The following is a 21,961-nucleotide window of genomic DNA, read 5'->3' as shown; positions in this document are numbered from 1 at the left end:
CCTCCAGTTTAGCCCTAGGTACCCAGGCGCGCCCGCCTTAAGAGGAGGGCGTTGAGGGCTACCACCACCGTGGAAAGGCTCATGAAGAGGGCCCCGAGGGCCGGGGGAAGCAGGAGGCCAAAGAAGGGGTAGGCCGCGCCCGCGGCCAGGGGCAGGGCCACGATGTTGTACCCCGTGGCCCAAAAGAGGTTTTGGAGCATCTTCCTCCGGGTGGCCCGGGCCAGGTGGAGGAGGCGGACCACGTCCAGGGGATCGCTCTTGACCAGCACCACATCGGCGGATTCAATGGCCACATTGGTCCCCGCTCCGATGGCCACCCCAAGATCCGCCTCCAAGAGGGCAGGGGCGTCGTTGATCCCGTCCCCTACAAAGGCGGTGGGGCCTTGGGATTTTAGTTCCCGCACGATACGGGCCTTGTCCTGGGGTAGCACCCGGGCGCGGTAGCGCTCTATCCCCAGCTCCCGGGCCACGGTTCGGGCCACGGCCTCCGCGTCCCCGGTGAGCATCACCGGGGTGATCCCCATGCGCTTCAGGGCGTCTATCGCCTGCTTGGCCGTGGGGCGGAGGCGGTCGCGGAGGGCCAGGTAGGCGAGGACCCGACTTTCGTCCATCAGGGCCACCACGCTCTCCCCCCGGGCCTCGGCCTCCTCCAGGCCCTGCCGCAGGGAAGGGGGCACTTCCAGGCCCAGCTCCCCCGCCCACTCTGGGCGGCCCACCCGGTAGAGGCGGCGTTCCACCCGGCCCTCCACCCCTTTCCCGGGGATGGCCCGGAAGTCCTGGACCGAGGGGAGGGGAAGCCCCCGCTCCTTGGCGGCCTCCAGGATGGCCTGGGCCAGGGGGTGCTCGGAGAGGGCCTCGAGGGCCGCGGCCAAGGTTAGGGCCTCCTGCTCCCCAAGGCCATCCGCATACACCGCCCGCACCTCAAACTGCCCCTCGGTGAGGGTGCCGGTCTTGTCCAGGGCCACGTACCGGAGGCCCGTGGCCCGCTCAAAGGCCTCCCGGTTTCGGATGAGGATTCCCCTTTGGGCGGCCATGGCTGTGGCGTTGACCACCACCAAGGGTATGGCCAGGCCCAGAGCGTGGGGACAGGCGATAATCACCACGGTCACCGCCCGCTCCAGGGCGAAGGACAAGGATTCACCGCTGGCAATCCAAAAAATAAAGGTTAAGCTTCCACCCAGCACCGCCACGTAGAAGAGCCACCCCGCGACTCGTTCACCAAGGTCCTGAAACCGGCTCCGGGAAACCTGGGCTTCCTCCACCAGGCGCATGATCTGCCCCAGGGTGGTGGAGGTTCCGGTGCGGGTCACCCGGACCTGGATGGCCCCCTCCCCGTTTAACGCCCCGGCCAGGACCTCGTCCCCCACCCCTTTGGCCACGGGCCGGGACTCCCCGGTGAGGAAGGCCTCGTTCATGCTGGTGGCTCCTTCCACCACCACGCCGTCCGCGGGCACCTGCTCCCCCGGGCGGATGAGGATGAGGTCGCCTTCCTTTAGGGCCTCGGTGGGCACGTCCTCAATCCGGCCATCCCGGAGCCGGTGGGCCGTCTGGGGCATCAGCTTGGCCAAGGCCCTTAGGGCCTCCCCTGCCCCCAGGATGGCCTTCATTTCCAGAAAGTGGCCCAGGAGCATCACGTCCACCAAGGTGGCCAGTTCCCACCAGAAGGGTTTCCCCTTTAGGCCCAGCTCCACGGCCAGGCTGTAGATATAGGCCACGGTGATCCCCAAGGCCACCAGGGTCATCATCCCCGGCCGCCTTCCCCTTAGCTCCCGGAGGGCCCCCTGGAGGAAGACACCGCCGCCGTAGAGGTAGATCAGAGTTCCCAGGAGGAGGGGGATCCAGGAGGCTCCCTCCAAGGGGGGAAGGCCGAGGAGGCCCCGCACCTCCTTGGAGACGTAAAGGATCGGCAGGGTGAGGAGAAGCGAGACCAGGAAGCGATTCCGGAACATCTCCGGGGTATGGCCGGCATGCCGGTCCAAAGCCTTAGTAGAGGCAGTGTGGGAAGGGTGGTGATGGTGGTGGTGATGGTGGTGGGGAGGCATTAGCTCACCTCCAGAATCCCCATCATGCCCCGGTCCTCGTGCTCCACGATGTGGCAGTGGAAGACGGTCTTCCCGGGAAGGTTCCTAAGGGGAACCAGAAGGCGCACCACCTCCTTGGCCTTCAGGTTGACCACGTCCTTGAGGGCGCGGTAAGGAAGGGGCTTGCCGTTCACCGAGAGAACCTGGAAGGGGTGGGTGTGGAGGTGGAAGGGATGGTCCATGTCCCCTTGGTTGTCCACCTCCCAGACCTCGAGGTCCCCCGCCCGTCCCTGGAAGTCCACCCTGAGGTGATCAAAGGTTCGGCCGTTGATGAAGAACTTCCCGGCCATCATGTCCTCCGTGAAGGTGATGCGCCGGGTCACCCTGGCCTGGTTGGGGCTGAGGGCGGGCAGTTTGGCCAGGGCCTTGGGCAGGGGGAGGGGTTTGGGGCGGGGCGGGGCCACCAGGGTGAGGAGGGTTTGGGGCCTTTGGCTTGTTCCCATGGCCATTCCTCCGTGGCCCATGTCCTCCATCCCGCCCATCATGTGGACCCCTCGGTCGTAGGGAAGGGCGAGGAGGCGGAAAGCCCCTTCCTTCTGGAAGCGCACCAGGACCTCTGCCCGTTCCCCGGGGGCCAGGAGGAGTTCGGGGACCTCATAGGGTTCCTCCAGGAAGCCCCCGTCGCTGGCGATGAGGTAAAGGGGATGCCCTTCCAACTGGAGCCGGTAGTAGCGGGCGTTGCTGGCGTTCAGGAGGCGGAGGCGTAAAGTGGCCTTGCCGGCCCGCAAGGTGGGGCGGGAGGCCCCGTTCACCAGGACCAGGCTGCCCTCTTTGCCGTTGATCCAGTCCATGGGGGAATGGGCGGCGGGACGGCCCGATGCGAGCTCCAGGTCCTTGAGGACCAAAAGGTGCTCCTCGGCTTCCCGGAGTTCGGGAATCCCGTCCACGGGGCTTTCCACCACAATGGCCCCCGCTAGTCCGGCGAAGAGCTGGGGGGCCACCCGCCCGTGCAGGTGGGGGTGGTACCAGAAGGTGCCCGCCAGGTCCTGGGGCACGGTGAACTCGTAGCGCCAGGTTTCCTTGGAGGGTATCTCCAGGAGGGCATCGTCCACCTTAGGAGGGATGGGAAGCCCGTGCCAGTGCAGGTTCGTGGACTCGGGGAGGAGGTTTTCCAGCTCGAGGCGCACGGTATCCCCAGGGCGTACCCTAAGGGTGGGCCCCGGAAAGCTACCTCCATAGGTCCAAAGCCGCGCCTCCCGCCCGGCTACGGTAACGGGGGTGGGGGCGGCCTTCAGCCGCACCTCCAGGAGCCCTTCCCGGCTTTTGAGAACCGGGGGCTCGGGAAAGGAGGCCTGCCCCCTGGCCAGGGGGGAGAGGAGGAGGCCTGCCGTGAGCTTAATAAGGGTTCGGCGGTCGGTATTCATACCCTTAGAGGATAGGGGAGGTTTGTAAAGGAAGTATAAAGGTCCCTCCAGAACCCCCTAGAGTTTGGCCAAAGCTTTCTCCAGCCGGTTTCTCGCCTCCTCGGCTACGGGTTTGAGCGCCTCCTGGGTTTCTGTAGGAAGGACCCGGAACATCTCCCTGGGATCCTGCAAGAGGACCTCCACGCCCTCTGGCCCCTCCTTGAGCACCGCATTGCAGGGGAGGAGGAGGCCGATATCGGGCTCGGCCTCGAGGGCCTTGGCCGCCAGGCTGGGGTTGCAGGCTCCCAGGATCAGGTAGGGGGGCCTTTCCAGGCCCAGGCGGGCCTTGAGGGTGGCGGCCACGTCGATCTCCGTGAGGATGCCGAAACCTTCTTCCCTTAGCGCGGTTTCCAACCGGGCCCGGGCCTCGGCCAGGCTGGTCTTCAGGGTTTTCCTTAAGTCCGTCATGGTACCCTCCCTACCTAAAGGGTAGCGGAACCTGAGAGAAAAGGCCTTTCGTGAAAGTTGTATTGAGAAGTTTTGGGGGGTATAGGAAAGGCCCTGGGCCCCGCCCGGGGCAGCTGCCCCGGGCAAGGGCCCTACCGGGGTCACTCTCCCAGGAAGAAGCCATGCCAGGTGTGGACCCAGACCTCCCCCGTGTAGGCATTCACGGAAAGCATGCCCTCCACCTCCTTGCGCCCGAAGTCAAAGGTGTAGTAGCCGGGGAAGGCCCCAGCCTCCAGGACCCGGGCCCCCGGGAGGTAGCCTTTTAGGAAGGTCTCGGCCAGCTTTTTGGCCTCCTCCAAGGGGAAGCGGACGGGAGCCTGTACCGGGCCTCCCATCATGCTGTAACGGGTGTTCCACATCATGTTGGGGCCGGGCTCCGGGGAGACCACCCCGGTGTAGCGGTCGGCGATAAGCTCAAAAAGCCCCTGCCCTTTCTCGTCCACCACCTGGGCGTAGTAGTTTTGGCTGAAGGCCATGAAGTCCTTAAGGCGTGCCCCCGGGTAGATGCGCTTGGCGTAAGCCTCCATTCGCGCTTTGGCTTCTGCCTGGGGAATGGGGCGGGCTTCCGGGGGGTAAACCGCCATCATGCCCATCATCCCGTGACCCCCCATCATGCCGTAGCCCATCATCCCCGGGCCGTACTGGGGGCCATAGCCCATCATCCCCGGCCCAAAGCCCCCCATCATGCCCTGGGTGAGGGCGAGCCCCAAGAGCAGAAGGGCCGCGAGGCCTAAAAAACCGATCCGTTTCATGCTTCCCCTCCTTCCAGTTCCTTCTTGAGCTTTCTAAAGGTTGCCTCGTCTAACTCTCCCTTGGCGTAGCGGAGCCTTAAGGCCTCCAGGGCGTCGTCCCTGCCCTTTCGGCCTTCCCGCCCTTCCAGGGCCTTAAAGCCCAGGTAGGCCAGGAGGACGAGAAGGCCCAGGAAAAGGAGCATGTTGAAAAGCCCAAAGAAGCCTCCGAATCCGCCCATTCCGCCCCAACCCATCATGCCCATCGTGCACCTCCACCTATACCCTAGGCCTGTATTGTTAAGCTCCTATAAAGCGGGGCGGGTAGACTGGTAGGGTGGTCCGCAAGCGCCTCTTCGCCCGCATCTATCCGTGGCTTTCCGCCCAGCACGAGGCCCTGGTGGCGGAGAGGAAGCGGGTCCTCTTTCAGGGGGCCCTTGGGCGGGTGAGGCCGGGGGAGGTTCTGGAGATCGGCCCTGGGCCTGGGACCAACCTGGCCTACCTGCCCCCCGGGGTCCGGTACCTGGCCCTCGAGCCCAACCCCTTCTTCCACCCCCGGCTCAGGGCCCGGGCGGGGGCCTTGGGGATAGACCTCACCCTCCTTTCCGGGCGGGCGGAGGCCATCCCCCTCCCCGGGGGAAGCGTGGACCTGGTGGTGGGGACTTTGCTCCTTTGCTCCGTGGCGGACCCCGAAAAGGCCCTGGAGGAGGTCCACCGGGTCTTGCGGCCGGGCGGGGCCTACCTCTTTCTGGAGCACGTGGCCGCTTCCCAAGGGACCCCTTTGCGCTTCCTCCAGGGGGTGGCCACGCCTTTGTTCGCCTTTTTCGGGGATGGGTGCCACCCCAACCGGGAGACCCTCTCCCTGGTCCAGGCCCGCTTTCCCCGGGTAGAGGCGGAGGCCTTTTCCCTGCCCCTCCCCGTGGTGGCCCCCCACGTGGCGGGACTTGCCTTCAAGGAAGGAGGGCCCGGAGGTAGCCTTCGAGATCCTTTGGCTTAAGCTCCCCCACGTGCCGGGCGAGGACACGGCCCTCAGCGTCTATAAAGAAAGTCTCGGGAAGACCGTAGACCCCGTAGTCAATCCCTACCCGGCCCCTGGGATCGGCCACGCTGGGAAAACTCAAGCCGAACTCCTGGATAAAGGCCAGAGCCGCTTCCTCGGTGTCCTGGAAGTTCACGCCCAAGAAGAGCACCTGGTCCTGGTACCGTTGCCAGTAGGCTTCCAGCATGGGGGCCTCCCGGCGGCAGGGCGGGCACCAGCTGGCCCAGAAGTTAAGGACGATGGGCCGGCCGAAGTGCTGGGAAAGCCGAAGCTCCTCTCCCCAAGCCGCCCGGTAGGGGAGGAGGACCGGTAAGGTAAATTCAGGGGCGGGCTTCTGCTTCTCCGCCAGCACCGAGGGGAGGAGGGAGGGATCCCGGCGTAGCCCGAAAAGAAAGAGCCCAGCCATCAGGGCCAGGAGGGCAAAGACGATCCCGAAACGCATGGAACCTCCTAAAGGAACCAATAGACCACCGTGTCGTAAAGCCCGGCCAGGAGAAAGACCAAGCCCGCTAGCCTTCCGCTTGAGCTCCCTAGCCTTTTTAGCCCCCTCAGGGTTGGTCCGCGGTCGTGCCCCCGCCGGAAAAGGGCGAGGAGAAGAAGGACCGGGACCCCCGTGCCCAGGGCGAAGAGGGTGGGGAAGAGGAGGCCTAGAGCGCTGGTGGCGGCGGTGGGGAGCAAGAGCCCGAAGAAAAGCCAAAAGAGCGTGGGGCAAAAGGCCAGGCCGAAGGCCACGCCCAAAGCGAAGGCTCCCAGGTGGCCACCTCGGTCCTCCGCCCACCTCCCAAGCCTTGCCAAGCCCCAGCCGGGGGCGGGAAGGTGGAGGAGGCCCAGGAGGTGGAGGCCCAAAAGGAGCATGAGGGGCCCCAAGGCTTTCCGCACCCAGGCTAAAAACCCCCCGGAGGCGGCGAGGCCCAAAAGGGCCAGGGCCCCAAGAAGGGAGTAAACCAGGGCTTTCCCCAGGAGAAAGGCCCCAAAGCGGCTCCAAAAGCCTCCTGGGGTGGGCCGGGCAAGCCAGGCCAAGGCTGCGGCGTTGGTGGAAAGCTGGCAGGGAGCCAGGGCCCCCAGAAGCCCCAGGAAGAGCGCCCCCACCTCGGGTAGCCCCAGGTTCCGCCTCAGCCCGTCTAAGGGCCCGGCCAAAAGGGCAAAGGGCTTGGAGGCAAGGCCGTAGAGGACCCCCACCACCTGGGTGAGCCACGGGCCTAGCGCCAAGAGAAGGGCCCAAAGCCCGGCCAGGGCCAGCCAGGGAAGAAGGGACCGCGCCCTCATGGGCTTTTCCAGACCCGTCCCTGGCCGTCTATGAAGACGAGTCTTCCCGCCTCCTGGGGGTGGGCGGCGAGGGCCAGGACCGTGCCCTGCCAGAGCCTTTTCCAGCCCACCGGGGTCCTCTGCCAGAGGCCCGTCTTCCCTCCGAGGTAGAGGGTTCCCGCCCCTGCCGCGAGGGCGTAGATCTCCCGCTCCGGGGTCGGCACCTGGGTGAAGGTCTGGCCGCCGTCTGGGCTTTGGTAGAGGCCCTGGCCCATGGGGGCCACGTAAAGGGTCTTCCCCTGGAAGACCATGGCCGCCATGTCCGCTCGGGGAAGCCCTTTAGGGGCGATGGGCCTAAAGCTTTTTCCCCCGTCTTGGCTGAGGAAGTAGCCGGAGGTGGCCTCGAGGGCGAAGTGGAAGCCCCCTGAGGCCGCGTAGCCGTGGAGGTCCATGGCGGGAAGCCCCTTGGGGCGGAGGTTTCGCCAGGTCTTGCCCCCGTTTTGGCTTTCGGCCAGGACCCAGTGCCCGGCGGCCAGGACCCGCGTGCCTTCCAGGGTTAAGGCCATGGCGTCAAACCCCATTTTTCGCACCAGGTCCTGCCAAGTCCTGCCCCCGTCCTTAGAGACCTGGATGCCGTCGTGGTGGCCGAAGAGGAGCGAGCCGTCGGGAAGCCAGAGGAGGGCGTGGACGTCCCGGGTGGCCACCTGGCCCACCGGGGTTTGGGCCAAGGCCCCAAGGCTTAGGAGGAAAAGGCCTACAAGGCGCCGCATCCCCCACCTCCTATCGGGAAAGCCTGAGCCCCGTGAGGCAGGTGGGGCTATCCCGGAAGGTGGCCATGGGGGCTTGGGCCACCCAGTCCCCCTGGCGGACCTCGAGGGTGTAGCGGCGGTTTCGCGGGAGCCAAAGCTCAAAGAAGCCGTCCCTGCCCGTCTGCACCTGGGCCTTGAGGACCTCTTTCTCCCCTTCCAGCACCCGCACCGCAAACACCTCCCCTTGGAGTTCCCCCGTGCAGCTGGAGAAGTAGTGGACCTGGCAGGGGTGGGTGCGGTGGCGGTAGGGGGCCACCGCCAGGAGGAAGCGGTCCTTCAGGGCCACCTGGGCCTTGCGGCCATCGGGAAACTCAAAGAAGAGGGCCTCGGAGGTCACGTAGCTCACGACCCTTTGCCCTTCCTCCCTCCACCGCTTAGCGAGGGCCAGGGCTTCCTCCGGGCTAGCACCCTTGAGCGCCTCGGGCGTGGGGGCCTGGGCCAGGCCTAGGGCCGCACCCACCAGGAAAAGGGCGAGGAGCTTCCTCATGGCCCCCACGCTATTCCCCCTTCGTTAAGCCCGTGTAAAGGGGAAGGGTGAAGCGGAAAGCGCTGCCTTGGCCTGGCTCGCTTTCCGCCCAGATTCTCCCCCCCATGGCCTCCACCAGGCCCTTGGCGATGGTGAGGCCCACGCCCGTGCCCCCATCCTTGCGGCTGCGGGAGGGGTCGATGCGGTAAAAGCGCTCAAAGATGCGGGGGAGGTGCGCTTCCGGGATGCCGGGCCCGGTATCCTCCACGCTGAAGAGGACCTCCTTGCCCCGATCCTCCGCCTTCAGGCGGACCTCCCCTCCTTCCGGGGTGTGGCGCAGGGCGTTGGAAAGCAGGTTGGCGAAAACCTGCAAAGCCCGCTCCTCGTCCGCCAGGACCAGGGGCAAGGTGGGGGTGGAAAACACCCGGAGGGCGACCCCCTTGGCCTGGAAGGCGGGGAGGAAGCGCTCCACCGCCCCTTCCAAGAGGGCCTTGGGGTCCAGGGGCTTGGGGTGGAGGACCACCGCCTTGGCCTCCACCTGGGAGACGAGGGCCAGGTCCTGGACCAGGCGGGCCATGGCCCGAACCTCCCGCTCTATGCTCCGGGCCACCTGCTCTGGGGCCATGACGCCGTCGGCCAAGGCCTCCGCGTAAGCCTGGAGGGCGGAGAGGGGGGTCCTGAGCTCGTGGGCCACGGTGCCGATGAGCTCCACCCGGGTCTTTTCCACCTGCTCCAGGGCCTCGGCCAGGCGGTTGAAGTGAAGGGCAAGCTCCCCGAGTTCGTCCCGCTCCAAGACGGGCAGGCGCACCCGGTACTCTCCTTGGGCCATGCGGCGGCTTCCTTCCATGAGGAGCCGGGCGGTGCGGGCAACCCGGAGGCTGGCGAAGGAGGCGGTGACGGCGGCTCCCAGGGCGGCGAGGGGCAGGGCCGCAAGGAGGGCGGCGGTGAGGGTGGAGCGAAGCCCCTCCTCCAGGTCCCGCCGCAGGGCTTCCCCCATCATCAGGCCCCCCATCATGGAGAGGGCATGGTACATGCGCTCCACGTGCCCCCGGTAGAAGGAGGGAGCGAGCGCCTCGGCCAGGAGAAAGAGGAGGACAAGCGCTAAGAAGGCCACCAGCAGGTGGCTCAAGAAGAGCTTGAGGAAAAGGCGCATGCTCAGGGGCCTTCCCGGAAGCGGTAGCCTACCCCCCGCACCGTCTCTATGAAGCGGGGATGGTCCGGGTCGTCTCCGAGCTTTTTTCTAAGCCCGGCAATGTGGACGTCCACCACCCGGTCCACCCCGGGAAAGTCGGGGCCCCAGACCTTTTCCAAAAGCCTTTCCCGGCTGAAGACCATGCCCGGGTGCTGGGCCAGGGTGAGGAGCAGGTCAAACTCCAGCGGGGAGAGGGAGAGGGGCTGGCCCTCCAGGAAGGCCTGGCGCTCCCGGGGGAGGAGGCGGAGGGGGCCGTAACAGAGCTCTTCCCTAAGCCCCACCCGCCTGAGGAGGGCCTTGACCCGGGCCACCACCTCCTTGGGACTGAAGGGTTTCACCACGTAGTCGTCGGCCCCTAGCTCCAAGCCCTGGACCCGCTCCTCCTCCTCTCCTCTTGCGGTCAGCATGAGCACGGGAAGCTCCGGCCGTTCCCGGCGGATTTCCGCCAAAACGTGGAATCCGTCCAGTCTCGGTAGCATGAGGTCCAGGATGACCAGGTCGGCCCGGGGGAAGAGCTCCAGGGCCTTTTCGCCGTTTTCCGCCTCCAGGACTTCAAACCCGGCCCCCCGGAGGTAAGCCCCCAGGACTTCCAGGAGGGCCGGGTCGTCGTCCACCAGAAGGACCTTCATGCGAGGTCGCGCTTCAGGCGCTCAAAGGTGTCCCGGTCTATCTCCCCCCGGGCGTACCGCTCCCTTAGGACCTCCAGGGCCCGGTCCCGCCTCTCCGGGGCGAGGGCACGGACCAGCCAGTAGACGAAAAGGCCCAGAAGCACGAACCAGAGGAGGCCAAGGATTGGCCCCCACCAACCCAGGTACCAGCCGCTTCCGCACCACCACATATCCTTCACCTCCCGGTTTCAGCCTAGCCCCGTCCGGTTAAGCCACGGTAAAGCCCCGCGGTTGGAAGCCCCTCAGCCTGAGGGAGTTGGTGAGGACAAAGAGGCTACTAAGGCTCATGGCCCCTGCCGCCAGGATGGGGTTTAGGAGGAGGCCGGTGAAGGGATAGAGGGCCCCGGCGGCCACGGGGATGAGGAGAACGTTGTAGGCATAGGCCCAGAAGAAGTTGAGGTAGATGGTGCGCAAGGCCCGCCGCGAGAGGAGGACGGCATTGGCCAAACCCCAGAGGCTCGGGGAGAGGAGGATCACGTCCCCGGCCTCGAGGGCGATGTCCGTGCCCGTGGCCAGGGCGATGCCCGCGTCCGCCTGGGCCAGGGCGGCGGCGTCGTTAATGCCGTCCCCCACGAAGATGACCCGGCGCCCCTCCGCCTGTAGGCGCCGGATGGCCTCCACCTTGCCCTCAGGGGGCACCCCGGCCAGGACTTCGCCCATCCCCAGGGCTTCCGCCACCCGCCGGGCGGGAACGGGGTGGTCCCCGGTGAGGAGGACGGGCCTGAGCCCCATGCCCCTCAGGGCTCCCACCACCGCCTGGGCCTCGGGCTTGGGGGGGTCAAAGACGCCGAAGGCGGCGAGGAACCGTCCCTCCTCCGCCAGGTAGAGGGGGGTGTGCCCCTTTTCGGGGAGGGCCAGGGCCTCCTGGGGTAGCGTTAGGCCCAGCCTCGCCATGAGGGCCTGGCTCCCCAGGAAAAGCCTCCTTCCTCCCACCACCCCTTCCACCCCCTCTCCGGGGAGGGCCCGCACCGCCTCGGCCTCGGGGAGGGAAAGCCCCTTCGCCGCCTCCAGGATGGCCTTGGCGATGGGATGCTCGCTTCCCCTTTCCAGGGCGGCGGCAAGCCGCAGGGCCTCCTCTTCCTCCAGGCCGAAGGCCAGGACCTCGGTGAGGGAGGGCCTGCCCAGGGTGAGGGTTCCCGTCTTGTCCAAGACGATAGTGTCCGCGCGGGCCAGGGCCTCGAGGGCCGTCCCCTTGCGGAAGAGGAGGCCCATCTGCGCGGCCCGTCCCGTGGCCACGGCGATGGCCGCCGGGGTGGCGAGGCCCATGGCGCAAGGGCAGGCGATGAGGAGCACGGAGAGGGTGGCCACGAAGGCGTGGGAAAGGCCGGGGCCTAAGAGGAGCCAGAGGAGGAAGGTGAGGAGGGCGATTCCCAGGACCACCGGCACGAAGACGCTTGCGATGCGGTCGGCGAGCTCCTGCACCTTGGGTTTGTGGCCTTGGGCCTCCTCCACCAGCCGGGCCATCTGGGCCAGCACCGTGGCCTCACCCACCCGGCTGACCCGGACCAACAAGGCCCCTTCCCCGTTCACCGTGCCCCCCACCACTTCCTCCCCCGGCCCCTTGGCCTTGGGGATGGGCTCCCCGGTGAGCATGGACTCGTCCACGTGGCTTCGGCCCTCCACCACCACCCCGTCCGCGGGGATGCGTTCCCCCGGGAGGACCCTTACCAGGTCCCCAGAGATGAGGGCCAGGGCAGGGATTTCCTTTTCCTCCCCCCCCGCCACCACCCGCGCGGTCTTGGGCCTTAGCGCCAGCAGCTTCCTTATAGCCTCCGAGGCCTTGCCCTTGGCCCCTTCCTCCAGGTGCTTGCCGAGGAGGATGAGGGCCAGGATCACCGCCCCCGCTTCCAGGTAGAGGTGGCGGGCCTCCTCGGGGAAGAGCCCGGGAAAGAGGAGGACCAGAAAGGAGTAGAGGTAGGCGCTGCCCGCCCCCAGGGCCACCAGGGTGCTCATGCCGAAGGCGAGGTGCCTGGCCTCGGCGAGGGCTTGCCGGAAGAAGCGCCTTCCCGCATAGAGCACGGGCAAGGCGGCGGCGGCCTCCAGCCAGCCGGGGAAGTGGGGGAGGGGGAGGAGCATGGGCCCCATGGCGAGGAGAAAGGTAAGGAAGGCGAAGGGCAGGGCGAGGAGGAGGTCTTTCCGGTAGGTGGGCACGGGCTGGGCCCTTTCCTCCTCCACCGTCAAGGGCTCGTACCCCGCCTCCCGGATGGCCTGGTGCAGGCGGGGCAGGCTCACCGTGTCCGGCAGGTACTCCACGAAGGCCTTCTCCGTGGCCAGGTTCACGCGCACCGCAAGTACCCCGGGAAGCTTGGCCAGGGCCTTTTCCACCCGCGCCACGCAGGCGGCGCAGGTCATGCCCTTCACGGGGATCTCGGCCCGGGCCACCACGGGCTCGTACCCGGCCTCCTCCACCCGCTTTAGGATTTCCCGCAGGTCCACGCCCTCCTGCAGGCGCAAGAAGGCCTCCTCGGTGGTGAGGTTGACCCGGGCCTCCTCCACCCCGCTGGCGCGCTTGAGGGCCCTTTCCACCCGCGCCACGCAGGCGGCGCAGGTCATCCCGCGGACCCCCACCTTCACTTCAAGAGCCATAGCCTGAAGGCGTGCATCTCCCGGGCCTGGGCCAGGACGATGTCCCGGGCCAGGTCCAAGACGCGGCGGTCCTTGGCGGTGGAGAGGGCTTCCAGGGCCATCTCCACCGCCCCCTTGTGGTGCAGGAGCATGAGGGCCACGAAGGCCCGGTCAGGCTCCTGGGCGGCCTTGAGCTCCTGGAGCATGGCCGCCATCTCCTTCTCCATGGCGGCGTAGGCGGCTTGGTCCAGCCCGCCCAAGCCCACCAACCAGCTCCGCATGAGGGCGATCTCCCGTTCTTGGTCCTTGAGGATGGCCTCGGCCCAGGCCCGGACCTCCCGGTCCTTGCCCTTCTCCAGAACGAGGCGGGCCATGGCCAAAGCCCCTTCGTGGTGGGCGATCATGGCGGAGAGAAAGGCCCTCTCCCCGGAACCCGTAGGGGCGTGGTGGGCGTGTTGGGCGAAAACGGGTACGAGCCAAAGGAGAACCAGGGTCAGGTAGCGCACGCTTGACCTCCTAGCGGTACTTGAGGGCTTCCATGAGCTCCTCCACGATCTCCTCCACGTCCCCCCGCTCGTGGGCGGTGGCCACGTGGTCCTTGAGGTGGGCCCTCAGGACCATCTCCCCCACCCGGTCCAGGGCCCCCTCCACCGCCTTGAGCTGCTTGAGGACGTCCACGCAGTAGGCGTGGGGATCTTCCAGCATGCGGAGGATGCCCTCCAGGTGGCCCTTGGCGGAGAGAAGGCGCTTTCTCGCCTCTTCCCTCACCTTGGGGTCCAGGTGCAAGTGGGCGCGGGGCATGGGGTTTTAGCCAGCCAGGGCCGCCCGGTAACCCTCCTCCTCCACCGCGTGGATGAGGGCCTTTGGGTCCGCCTTCCCCTCCACCCAGGCCTCGCCCCGCTCCAGGCTCACCTCCGCCTTCTCCACCCCGGGCACCCGCAAGAGGGCTTTCTTCACGGCCATCACGCAGTGGTTGCAGGTCATCCCTTCCACCTTTAGCTTCAGCATCCCTAACCTCCCCCCACCCCAGGTGGGGTGGGTATCTTCACCCTATCCCTTCCCCCTCCTTCCGTCAAGGACAAAAACCTCAAAGCGGAAGTGGGCCCGCCCCCCAAAAGGCGGGCCCACCGGCCACAGAGTGGGGGCCCTAGAGATCCAGGAGAACCGTATCCCCCTCCAGCCGGGCGGGGAAGACCTTGACCGGCTTGGGGGCGGGCAGGGTCTGCCTTCCCGTCCTCAGGTCAAAGCGGGCCCCGTGCCGGGGGCAGACGATCTTCCCGTCCTCCACCTCCCCCTCGTGCAGGGGCCCGTCGTCGTGGGTGCACACGTCCTCCAGGGCGAAGACCTCCTCCCCCGTGTAGAGGAGGAGGATGGGCTTCCTGTGCTCGGGCCGCCGCACCACCAGGCGGCCTCCTTGGAACTCACCAAGCTTAGCCACGGGGGTCCACATGCTAGATGCGCACCTTCTCCTCGATGACCGCCTCGATGTGGGCCCTTAGGGCCTTCAAGGGGATGCGGGTGAGGACGTCGGCCAGATGGGCCTTGACCAGGAGTTCCTGGGCCAGGGTGCGGGGAAGGCCCCGGGACTGGAGGTAGAAGAGCTGCATCTCGTCCACGGGGGCGGTGGTGGAACCGTGGGTGCAGCGCACGTCGTTGGCCCCGATCTCCAGCTGGGGGATGGAGTCCACCCGGGCGGTGGGGGAGAGGATGAGGTTGCGGTTGGCCTGGTAGGCGTCGGTCTTCTGCGCCCCCCGTTCCAGCTTGATGAGGCCGGAGAAGACCGCCCGGGCCTCGTCCTTCACCGCGCCCTTATAGAGGAGGTCGCTTCGGGTGTGGTGCTCCACGTGGTGCTGCAGGGTGTAGTGGTCGAAGTGCTGCCTCCCGTGGCCGAAGTATAGGCCCAGCATCTCGCTTTCCGCCCCCGGGCCCAGAAGTTCCGAGGCCACCTCGCTCCGGGCGTAGGTGCCCCCCAGGTTCACCACCAGGTCGTTGAGGGTGGCGTCCCGCTCCAGGAGGGCCCGCTGGCGGTGGAAATGCCACACCCCCTCCCCGAAGGTCTGGACGTGGGCGTGGCGGAGCCTGGCCCCAGGCCTCAGGACCATCTCCGTGGCGGAGAGGTGGAGGGTGGGGGGGAGGTCCAAGGAGAGGTACTCCTCGATGTAGGCGGCCTTGGCGTTGTCCTCCAGGAAGAGGAGGCTCCGCCCCGCCGAGGCCCTGCCCCCCTCCACGAGCACCTTGAAGACCCCGAGGGGCTTCTCCACCTCTAGCCCTGCGGGCACGTAGAGGAAGGCCCCGTGGGTGAAGAGGGCGCTGTTCTTTGCGGCGAACTTGTCCTCGGTGTGGACCGCTTGGAAGAGGGCGGCCTCCGCCTTCTCGGGGTGGGTCCTCAGGGCCTCGGCCAGGGAGGTGAAGACCAACCCCTTTTGCGCCAGCTCCTCCGGCACCTCCCTGTAGACCAGGTCCGGCCCCACGAAGACCAGGAAGCCGGAGACGTCGGTCCTCTCCAGGCGGCGCCGCACGGGTTCGGGGAGCTCGTCCCGGGAGAGCCTGAGCCCCTTGGGGGCTTCCACCTCCGCTTCCAGGGGAGCCTCGGAAAGGTCGGTGTAGCGCCAGTTCTCGTCCTTCTTGCTGGGGTAGGGAAGGCGGGCGAAGGCCTCCAGGGCCTTGAGCCTTTGCGCCCGCACCCAGGCGGGCTCGCCCAGGGCCTGGGAGATGGCCTCCACCTGCGTCTTGTCCAGTACCGGCATCGCGTCTCCTTGCATGGGAAGATGGGGATTCCCTTAGCCCACGGAGCCTTCCATCTCCAGCTCAATGAGCCGGTTCAGCTCCACCGCGTACTCCAGGGGCAGCTCCTTGGCGATGGGCTCGATGAAGCCCCGCACGATGAGGGCCGCGGCCTCGTCCTCCTTCAGGCCCCGGGTCTGAAGGTAGAAGATCTGCTCGTCGTTGATCTTGGAGACGGTGGCCTCGTGGCCCACGTGGGCGGTGTCCTCTTCAATCTCGATGTAGGGGTAGGTGTCCGTGCGGCTTTCCGGGTCGATGAGGAGGGCATCGCACTCCACGTTGGCCCTGGCGTGCCGGGCCCCGTCCAAGACCTTCACCAGGCCCCGGTAGCTGGCCCGCCCTTCCCCCTTGGATATGCTCTTGGAGACGATGGTCCCGGAGGTGTGGGGGGCCCCCAGGACGATCTTGGCCCCGGTGTCCTGGTGCTGCCCGGTCTTGGCGAAGGCGATGGAGAGGATCTCCGTGCGGGCCCCGGGCTCCAGGAGGTAGCTGGAGGGGTACTTCATGGTGACCTTGGAGCCCAGGTTGCCGTCCAGCCACTCGTGGAAGGCATCCCCGTAGACCAGGGCCCTCTGGGTCACCAGGTTGTACATGTTGGTGGACCAGTTCTGGATGGTGGTGTAGCGGCTCCTTGCTCCCCGCTTCACCACGATCTCAATCACGCCCGTGTGGAGGCTTTCCGTGGAGTACATGGGGGCGGTGCACCCCTCGATGTAGTGGACCTCGGCCCCCTCGTCCACGATGATGAGGGTGCGCTCAAACTGGCCGAACTCGGGGGTGTTCACCCGGAAGTAGGCCTGCAGGGGAAGCTCCACCTTCACCCCCGGGGGGATGTAGACGAAAGATCCCCCGGACCAGGCGGCGGAGTTCAAGGCGGCGAACTTGTTGTCCTCGGGGGGCACCACCTTGGCGAAGTACTCCCGGAAGAGATCCTCGTACTTCTTCATCCCCTCCTCGATGGCCACGAAGATGACCCCCTGCCGCTCCAGCTCCTCCCGGACCCGGTGGTAGACCATCTCCGAGTCGTACTGGGCCCCCACCCCCGCGAGCACCTTGCGCTCCGCCTCGGGGATGCCCAGGCGCTCGTAGGTCCGGCGGATTTCCTCCGGGATCTCCTCCCAGCTCTTGGCGTCCCGGGTTTCTGCGGGCTTAACGTAGTAGACCAGGTTTTCCAGGTCCAGGCCCGAGAGGTCGGGGCCCCAGGTGGGCATGGGCTTCTTCTGGAAAATCTCTAGGGCCCGCAGGCGGAACTTCAGCATCCACTCGGGCTCGCCCTTGTGGTAGCTGATGGCCTCAATTACCCTCCGGGTGAGGCCCCGCTCGGCCACGTAGACCGGCTTGACCTCGTCCACGAAGTGGTACTTGTACTCCTCGCCCAGGGTCTTCAGGTCCGCCTCGCTCATGCCCCCTCCTTCACCTGTTCCCGGAGCCACTCGTAGCCCCGGGCCTCCAGCTCCAAGGCCAGCTCGGGACCGCCCTCGGCCACCACCCTCCCGTCCATCATCACGTGCACCCGGTCGGGAACGATGTGGTTGAGGAGGCGCTGGTAGTGGGTGATGACCAGGGCGCCAAAGCTTGGGCCACGCATGGCGTTCACCCCCCGGGCCACCACCTTGAGGGCGTCGATGTCCAGGCCGGAGTCGGTCTCGTCCAGGACCGCGTAGGTGGGTTCTAAGACCAAAAGCTGGAGGATCTCGTTCCGCTTCTTCTCCCCGCCGGAAAAGCCCTCGTTGAGGTAGCGGGAGAGGTAGCCCTCGTCCCAGTCCAAAAGCTCCAGGGCCCGCTTCACCTTGGCCCAGAACTCCGCCACCCCCACCTCCCGGCCCAGCCTGGCCTGCAGGGCCAGGCGCAGGAAGTTGGCGATGGTGACCCCGGGCACCTCCACGGGGTACTGGAAGGCCAGGAAGAGGCCCTTCCTCGCCCGCTCGTCCGGGGAAAGCTCCAGGATGCTTTCCCCGTCCAGGAGGATGTCCCCTTTCTCCACGGTGTACTCGGGGTCCCCGGCCAGGATCTTGCCCAGGGTGCTCTTGCCGGCCCCGTTGGGGCCCATGAGGGCGTGGACCTGGCCCTTGGGGACCACCAGGTTGACGCCCTTGAGGATGGTCTCTCCGTCGATGGAAGCCCAGAGGTCGCGGATTTCAAGCTGGTTCATGCACGTGCCTCCTGATGCCGGGTCGGGGCCTTACTGCGACCCGTTCGCAGTAAGAGTATAGCCCCTTCCCCTCCTAAAGTATAGTGATTTAGTCGGGATTTGCCAGGTGGAAACCCAGGGCCTCGGGCAGGGCCAGGGGGGAGGGGGGAAGGCGGCGCTCAAGCTCCGGGCAGAAGCGGCCCAAGGCCCGGCCCAGCTGGAAGCGGAAGGGCGGGGGCAAGGGCCCCTGGCGGGCCTCCTGCAGCTTGGCCCAGGCGGCCTCTTTCTCCCCGAGGCCCAGGAGGGCCAGGACCTCCACAGCCCGGGCTTGGGCCAGGAGGCCGGGGTCCTCCAAGGGGGGGAGGGCCACGATCTGGGCCAGGGCCTCCCCCAGGCTCCCCTCCCGGGCCAGGACCTCCGCGTAGCCCAGGCGGGCCTGGGCCCGGAGGTAGGGGTTTTCCAGGTCCAGCAGGGGCTTCAGGAGGGCCTTCCCCTCGGCGGGGGGGAGGAGGAGGGCCAGGAGGCTTGCGGTGTCCAGCCTGAGGGCGGTGTAGCGGTCGGTGGCCTCCTTGGGGATCTCCTCCAGGAGGCTTTGGAGGAGGTTTTGGGCCGTGGGGGCGTTTAACCTGCCCAGGAAGGGGGCCCGGTAAGGCTGGCCCGCCTCCAAGAGGAGGTAGGCGGCTCCCAGGCGGAAGAGGGTGCGGAGGTGCCGGTAGCGGGCCTCCTTGGGCCTTTCCCCCGTGGCGCGGAAGTAGGCCTCGGCCCGCCCTAAGAGCTCCAGGGCCGAGAAGGGACGGCCCCGGGCCACCTCCAGGATGCCCGCCTCGCTCTCCACCCGGGCCCGGGTGAAGGGGTCTTCCGCCTCGGCGAGGGCCTTGCCTATGGCCCTCTCCGCCTCCGGGTAGAGGCCTAACCGCCGCAGGAGGGTGGCGTAGCGGGCCCGCACCCGGGCCACCTCGTCCTTGGGGGCCCCGGCCTCTTCCAGGGCCTTTAGGCCTTCCTCCATGCGCGCCTTGGCCTCGAGGCTCCCCAGGCGCATGAGGAGGTCCCCCATCTGGTAGCGGGCCCGGCCCAGGAGAAGGGGGTCGTGGCCCACCTGGGCCAGGGCGGAAAGGGCCTCCGCGTAGCGGCCCAGGTCCTTGGCCACCAACCCCCGCCAGAGGTGGACCCTGTCCCGCAGGAAAGGGGCCACGGGCAGCCTTTCCGCCTCGGCCACGAAACGGGCGGCCCGCTCGTAGTCCCCCTTCCAGCGCTCCACCGCCGCCATCACCAAAAGCCCCTCCGCCTGGGCGGTCTCGTCCAGGAGGGCCAGGTCCTCCTTAGGGGGGAGGAGTTCTTCCGCCGCCTTGTAGAGGGCGGCGTCGGCCTTGGCCTCCGCCATCTTGATGCGGGCCCAGGTGCGCAAGGCGGGGTCCTGGGCCTCGGAGAGCACCCCTAGGGCCTCCTCCGCCTCGGGATGGGCGTACTGGCCTAAGACGGCGCGGTAGCGCACCACCACCGCCGCCAAGGCCTCCAGGTCCTTCCGGGGCCAGGCCCTGGCCTCCTCCCAGAGGCCGGGGAGGAGGGCCAGCCGGGCGGGGTCCTCCTGGAGGAGGGCCAGAAGCACCCCGGTCTCCCCGGCCTTCCGGGCGTGGTAGAGCTTGCGGAAGAGGTTCTCCTTGGGGAAGAATTCCAGGGCGAGGCGGTGGAGCTCCTTGGGGGCCTCCTCGGGGAGGAGGCCCCGCAGGGAGGGGCGCACCAGCCCCTCCCCCACCCAGTCCAGCAGGGCCCGCTCCGCCTGCGAGAGCCTTTCCAGGGGCTTGCCCAGGGCCTTTTCCAGAAGCTCCAGGGGAAAGGCGGGGTCGGCCTCGGGGCTGAAGGCGGCCAGGGCCAGGACCAGGGGCCTGAGGGCGGGGTCGTCCTGAAGGGGCGTCTTGGGGTCGTGCTTGGCGGCCTCCAGGAGGACCAGGCGGGAAAGCTCGCCAAAGTTGCGCCCCGCCTGGTTCACCAGGGCTTCCAGCCGCTCCGGAGGGAGGTGGGGAAGGCGTTCCCGCACGAAGCGCCGGGCCTCCTCCCGGCTCGGGGGGGAGAGGGGCTGGTAGGGGAGGGTGGGGGGCGGTTCGGAGAGGGCGGCCAGGTAGGGGGTGGACAAGGCCTTCAGGAAGGGCTCCAGCCAGGCGGCCAGGCCCCTTTGCGTGCCGTCCGGCCCCCTTAGGGGAAGGCCCTCCAGGGTTCCCTCGGCCTCGGCCCGGAGGAGGAGGGGCCGGCCCTCCCGGTTCAGGGCCTTGGCCAAAAGGCCCATCACCTCCTGCTCCAGGGCGCCTTGCAGGATGAAGGGCTGGGTGGGGGAGAGCTGGGCCAGGAGGGCGCGCACCTCCTCCGCCACCCCCAGGGCCTCGGCCAGGGGCACCAGGGCCTGGGCCAGCTCCCCGCCCAGGTTGAGGAGGAAGGGCTCCTTCCCGGGCAAGGCGGAGAGGGCGCGGGCCAGGGCGGAGAGGAGCACCCCCTTGCCCGTGGCCGGACCCCCCACCACCACCATCTGGGGGCGCCCGCCCCCCTCCAGCTCCTTGAGGAAGCGGCGGAAGATGCGGCGCTTGTCCCGGCCCAAGGCCTTGCGGGCGCTTTCCAGGAAGAGCTCCGCCGGGGGGGGTGGGGGTTCCAGCCCCGCCTCCCGGTAGAGGTCGGCGATGACCCCGTAGAGCCGCTCCTTCTCCTCGGGGCTTCCCAGGTCCTTGTAGAGGATGTTGCGCACGGTGCCGGAGCGGCCACCCCGCTCGGCCATGAGGGCCTCGAGCCAGCGCAAGGAGCCCCGTTTCCCCCGGTGGTCCCGGCCCCGCAGGTAGGGGCGGAGGCCCTCCAGGTAGCGCAGCCAGGGTGTAGCGGTGTCTGGCATATACCTTACACTATATCTCTTCGGTGTGGCGGAAAGCTACATGGATTGTACGGGAAAAGATAAGCCGCCCCCGGAAGCCGGGGGCGGGGGAAACCCGCGCCTCAGTGCACGGGCTCGTTGAACTGGGCTTCCTCCGTGGACCCCTTGAGGGCCAGGGTGGAGGCCTCCCCTTGGGTCAGGGCCAGGACCACCTCGTCGAAGTAGCCCGCCCCCACTTCCCGCTGGTGCTTCACCGCGGTAAAGCCCTGGGCCTGGGCCAAGAACTCCTTCTCCTGCAGCTCCACAAAGGCGGGCATGCCCCGGGCCTTGTAGCCCTTGGCCAGCTCCCAGATGTGGTAGTTCAGGGCGTGCCAACCCGCCAGGGTGATGAACTGGAACTTGTAGCCCATCGCCCCCAGCTCCCGGTTGAACTTGGCGATGGTCTCGTCGTCCAGGAACTTCTTCCAGTTGAAGGAGGGGGAGAGGTTGTAGGCGAGGAGCTTGTCGGGGAACTCCCGCTTCACCGCCTCGGCGAACCTCTTGGCCTCCTCCAGGTCGGGCTTGGAGGTTTCCATCCAGATCACGTCCGCATAGGGGGCGTAAGCCAAGGCCCGGGCGATACCCGCCTCAATCCCGTTCTTAACGCGGTAGAAGCCCTCGGGGGTGCGCTCGCCCGGGAGGATGAAGGGCCGGTCGCGCTCGTCGATGTCGCTGGTGATGAGGGTGGCGGCCTCGGCGTCGGTGCGGGCGATGATCACCGTGGGCACGCCCATCACGTCCGCGGCCAGCCTGGCCGCCTGCAGGGTGCGGATGTGCTGCGCCGTGGGCACCAGGACCTTGCCCCCCAGGTGGCCGCACTTCTTCTCGCTGGAAAGCTGGTCCTCGTAGTGGATGCCGGCGGCCCCCGCCTCGATCATGGCCTTGGTGAGCTCAAAGACGTTCAGGGCCCCGCCGAAGCCCGCCTCCGCGTCGGCCACGATGGGCACGTACCAGTCCCGGGTCACCTTGCCCTCGGAGCGCTCAATCATGTCGGCCCGCATGAGGGCGTTGTTGATGCGCTTAACGATTTGCGGCACGGAGTTTGCGGGGTAGAGGGACTGGTCGGGGTAGGTCTGCCAGGCCAGGTTGGCGTCCGCCGCCACCTGCCAGCCGGAGAGGTAGATGGCCTCCAGCCCGGCCCGCACCATCTCCACCGCCATAGCCCCGGTGTAGGCCCCGAAGGTGTGCACGTAGGGGCGCTCGTGGAGGAGTCGCCAGAGCTTCTCGGCTCCTCGCTTGGCCAGGGTGTGCTCCACCATCACGCTTGGGCGGAGCCGCACCACGTCCTCGGGGCGGTAGTCCCGCTTGACCCCCTTCCAGCGGGGGTTGGTCTCCCACTCCCGCCTCAGGGCCTCCGCTTCCTGCCGCATCTCCGGGGTGAGCACGCTCAAGGGGTCCATCTTTCACCTCCAAGGGCCAGTCTGGAGGTGGGAAGTCTTCCAGTGTAGTGTGTAAGGAAAAGAGGTTCACACCTGAAGGTGGTGTGCCCGCCCTTTAGATACACTAAATCCGC

Annotated in this window: 23 protein-coding genes; 1 reads left to right on the top strand and 22 read right to left on the bottom strand. The window is 67.6% G+C overall.

The genetic code is table 11. The features are described from left to right. Positions 1–14: 14 nt before the first annotated feature. The 5 genes from ACYQ0J_RS09840 to ACYQ0J_RS09820 form a co-directional block, all read right to left on the bottom strand. On the bottom strand, positions 15–2,042 hold the full coding sequence (locus ACYQ0J_RS09840) for a heavy metal translocating P-type ATPase (protein ID WP_460171973.1): 2,028 nt from the start codon (positions 2,040–2,042) through the stop codon (positions 15–17). Beyond that, positions 2,042–3,445 (bottom strand): multicopper oxidase family protein, encoded by a 1,404-nt coding sequence (locus ACYQ0J_RS09835; protein ID WP_460171972.1) that lies wholly within the window; start codon positions 3,443–3,445, stop codon positions 2,042–2,044. Before ACYQ0J_RS09835 ends, ACYQ0J_RS09840 begins: the two co-directional genes overlap by 1 nt. A 57-nt stretch (positions 3,446–3,502) precedes the next feature. Then, complete coding sequence (locus ACYQ0J_RS09830; protein WP_054392110.1) at positions 3,503–3,892, bottom strand: DUF302 domain-containing protein; 390 nt, start codon at positions 3,890–3,892, stop codon at positions 3,503–3,505. A gap of 140 nt (positions 3,893–4,032) precedes the next feature. Beyond that, on the bottom strand, positions 4,033–4,683 hold the full coding sequence (locus ACYQ0J_RS09825) for a peptidase M4 (RefSeq protein WP_460171971.1): 651 nt from the start codon (positions 4,681–4,683) through the stop codon (positions 4,033–4,035). After that, positions 4,680–4,919: an SHOCT domain-containing protein gene (locus ACYQ0J_RS09820; protein WP_460171970.1), complete on the bottom strand. Its 240-nt coding sequence runs from the start codon at positions 4,917–4,919 to the stop codon at positions 4,680–4,682. The genes ACYQ0J_RS09825 and ACYQ0J_RS09820 overlap by 4 nt, the downstream gene beginning before the upstream one ends. A 77-nt stretch (positions 4,920–4,996) precedes the next feature. On the opposite strand from ACYQ0J_RS09820, the gene ACYQ0J_RS09815 reads away from it, so the two are divergent. Next, entirely contained in the window at positions 4,997–5,656 is a 660-nt protein-coding gene (locus ACYQ0J_RS09815; protein ID WP_460171969.1) for a class I SAM-dependent methyltransferase, read from the top strand. On the opposite strand, the gene ACYQ0J_RS09810 is transcribed toward ACYQ0J_RS09815, so the two are convergent. The 17 genes from ACYQ0J_RS09810 to aceA all read right to left on the bottom strand — a co-directional run bounded on the left by ACYQ0J_RS09810 (position 5,610) and on the right by aceA (position 21,848). Continuing rightward, entirely contained in the window at positions 5,610–6,140 is a 531-nt protein-coding gene (locus ACYQ0J_RS09810) for a TlpA family protein disulfide reductase (protein ID WP_460171968.1), read from the bottom strand. The genes ACYQ0J_RS09815 and ACYQ0J_RS09810 overlap by 47 nt on opposite strands. Positions 6,141–6,148: 8 nt before the next feature. Continuing rightward, on the bottom strand, positions 6,149–6,964 hold the full coding sequence (locus tag ACYQ0J_RS09805) for an urease accessory protein UreH domain-containing protein (RefSeq protein WP_460171967.1): 816 nt from the start codon (positions 6,962–6,964) through the stop codon (positions 6,149–6,151). Continuing rightward, positions 6,961–7,713: a WD40/YVTN/BNR-like repeat-containing protein gene (locus ACYQ0J_RS09800; RefSeq protein WP_460171966.1), complete on the bottom strand. Its 753-nt coding sequence runs from the start codon at positions 7,711–7,713 to the stop codon at positions 6,961–6,963. Before ACYQ0J_RS09800 ends, ACYQ0J_RS09805 begins: the two co-directional genes overlap by 4 nt. A 10-nt stretch (positions 7,714–7,723) precedes the next feature. Beyond that, positions 7,724–8,239 (bottom strand): CueP family metal-binding protein, encoded by a 516-nt coding sequence (locus tag ACYQ0J_RS09795; RefSeq protein WP_460171965.1) that lies wholly within the window; start codon positions 8,237–8,239, stop codon positions 7,724–7,726. Between the two features lie 10 nt (positions 8,240–8,249). Beyond that, positions 8,250–9,371, bottom strand: coding sequence for a sensor histidine kinase (locus tag ACYQ0J_RS09790; protein ID WP_460171964.1), 1,122 nt, complete (start codon positions 9,369–9,371; stop codon positions 8,250–8,252). A gap of 2 nt (positions 9,372–9,373) precedes the next feature. After that, positions 9,374–10,039, bottom strand: a complete 666-nt coding sequence (locus tag ACYQ0J_RS09785; protein WP_460171963.1) for a response regulator — start codon at positions 10,037–10,039, stop codon at positions 9,374–9,376. After that, positions 10,036–10,248 carry an SHOCT domain-containing protein gene (locus ACYQ0J_RS09780; protein ID WP_460171962.1) on the bottom strand — a complete coding sequence of 71 codons (213 nt, stop codon included), beginning with the start codon at positions 10,246–10,248 and terminating at the stop codon, positions 10,036–10,038. The genes ACYQ0J_RS09785 and ACYQ0J_RS09780 overlap by 4 nt, the downstream gene beginning before the upstream one ends. A 37-nt stretch (positions 10,249–10,285) precedes the next feature. After that, positions 10,286–12,664, bottom strand: a complete 2,379-nt coding sequence (locus ACYQ0J_RS09775; RefSeq protein ID WP_460171961.1) for a heavy metal translocating P-type ATPase — start codon at positions 12,662–12,664, stop codon at positions 10,286–10,288. Then, positions 12,649–13,149 (bottom strand): DUF305 domain-containing protein, encoded by a 501-nt coding sequence (locus ACYQ0J_RS09770; RefSeq protein WP_460171960.1) that lies wholly within the window; start codon positions 13,147–13,149, stop codon positions 12,649–12,651. Before ACYQ0J_RS09770 ends, ACYQ0J_RS09775 begins: the two co-directional genes overlap by 16 nt. Before the next feature lie 10 nt (positions 13,150–13,159). Continuing rightward, the gene (locus ACYQ0J_RS09765; protein ID WP_460171959.1) at positions 13,160–13,444 is read right to left on the bottom strand and encodes a metal-sensitive transcriptional regulator; all 285 of its coding nucleotides are present in this window, start codon (positions 13,442–13,444) and stop codon (positions 13,160–13,162) included. Positions 13,445–13,450: 6 nt separating this feature from the next. Further along, positions 13,451–13,651 (bottom strand): CopZ family metallochaperone, encoded by a 201-nt coding sequence (locus ACYQ0J_RS09760; protein ID WP_460171958.1) that lies wholly within the window; start codon positions 13,649–13,651, stop codon positions 13,451–13,453. A 139-nt stretch (positions 13,652–13,790) separates the two neighbouring features. Further along, the gene (locus tag ACYQ0J_RS09755) at positions 13,791–14,093 is read right to left on the bottom strand and encodes a Rieske (2Fe-2S) protein (protein WP_460171957.1); all 303 of its coding nucleotides are present in this window, start codon (positions 14,091–14,093) and stop codon (positions 13,791–13,793) included. A 1-nt stretch (position 14,094) separates the two neighbouring features. Further along, positions 14,095–15,390 carry a Fe-S cluster assembly protein SufD gene (sufD, locus tag ACYQ0J_RS09750; RefSeq protein ID WP_460171956.1) on the bottom strand — a complete coding sequence of 432 codons (1,296 nt, stop codon included), beginning with the start codon at positions 15,388–15,390 and terminating at the stop codon, positions 14,095–14,097. A gap of 33 nt (positions 15,391–15,423) precedes the next feature. Continuing rightward, positions 15,424–16,830, bottom strand: a complete 1,407-nt coding sequence (gene sufB, locus ACYQ0J_RS09745; RefSeq protein WP_460171955.1) for a Fe-S cluster assembly protein SufB — start codon at positions 16,828–16,830, stop codon at positions 15,424–15,426. Beyond that, positions 16,827–17,579, bottom strand: a complete 753-nt coding sequence (sufC, locus tag ACYQ0J_RS09740; protein WP_460171954.1) for a Fe-S cluster assembly ATPase SufC — start codon at positions 17,577–17,579, stop codon at positions 16,827–16,829. The genes sufB and sufC overlap by 4 nt, the downstream gene beginning before the upstream one ends. Positions 17,580–17,667: 88 nt before the next feature. After that, positions 17,668–20,430 carry a hypothetical protein gene (locus tag ACYQ0J_RS09735; protein ID WP_460171953.1) on the bottom strand — a complete coding sequence of 921 codons (2,763 nt, stop codon included), beginning with the start codon at positions 20,428–20,430 and terminating at the stop codon, positions 17,668–17,670. A gap of 101 nt (positions 20,431–20,531) precedes the next feature. Continuing rightward, positions 20,532–21,848 carry an isocitrate lyase gene (gene aceA, locus ACYQ0J_RS09730; RefSeq protein WP_460171952.1) on the bottom strand — a complete coding sequence of 439 codons (1,317 nt, stop codon included), beginning with the start codon at positions 21,846–21,848 and terminating at the stop codon, positions 20,532–20,534. Positions 21,849–21,961: the final 113 nt, after the last annotated feature.

Source organism: Thermus sp. FJN-A (assembly GCF_054655095.1).
Note: the sequence above shows the minus strand (reverse complement) of the source record. Positions and strands in the feature narration are given on the sequence as shown.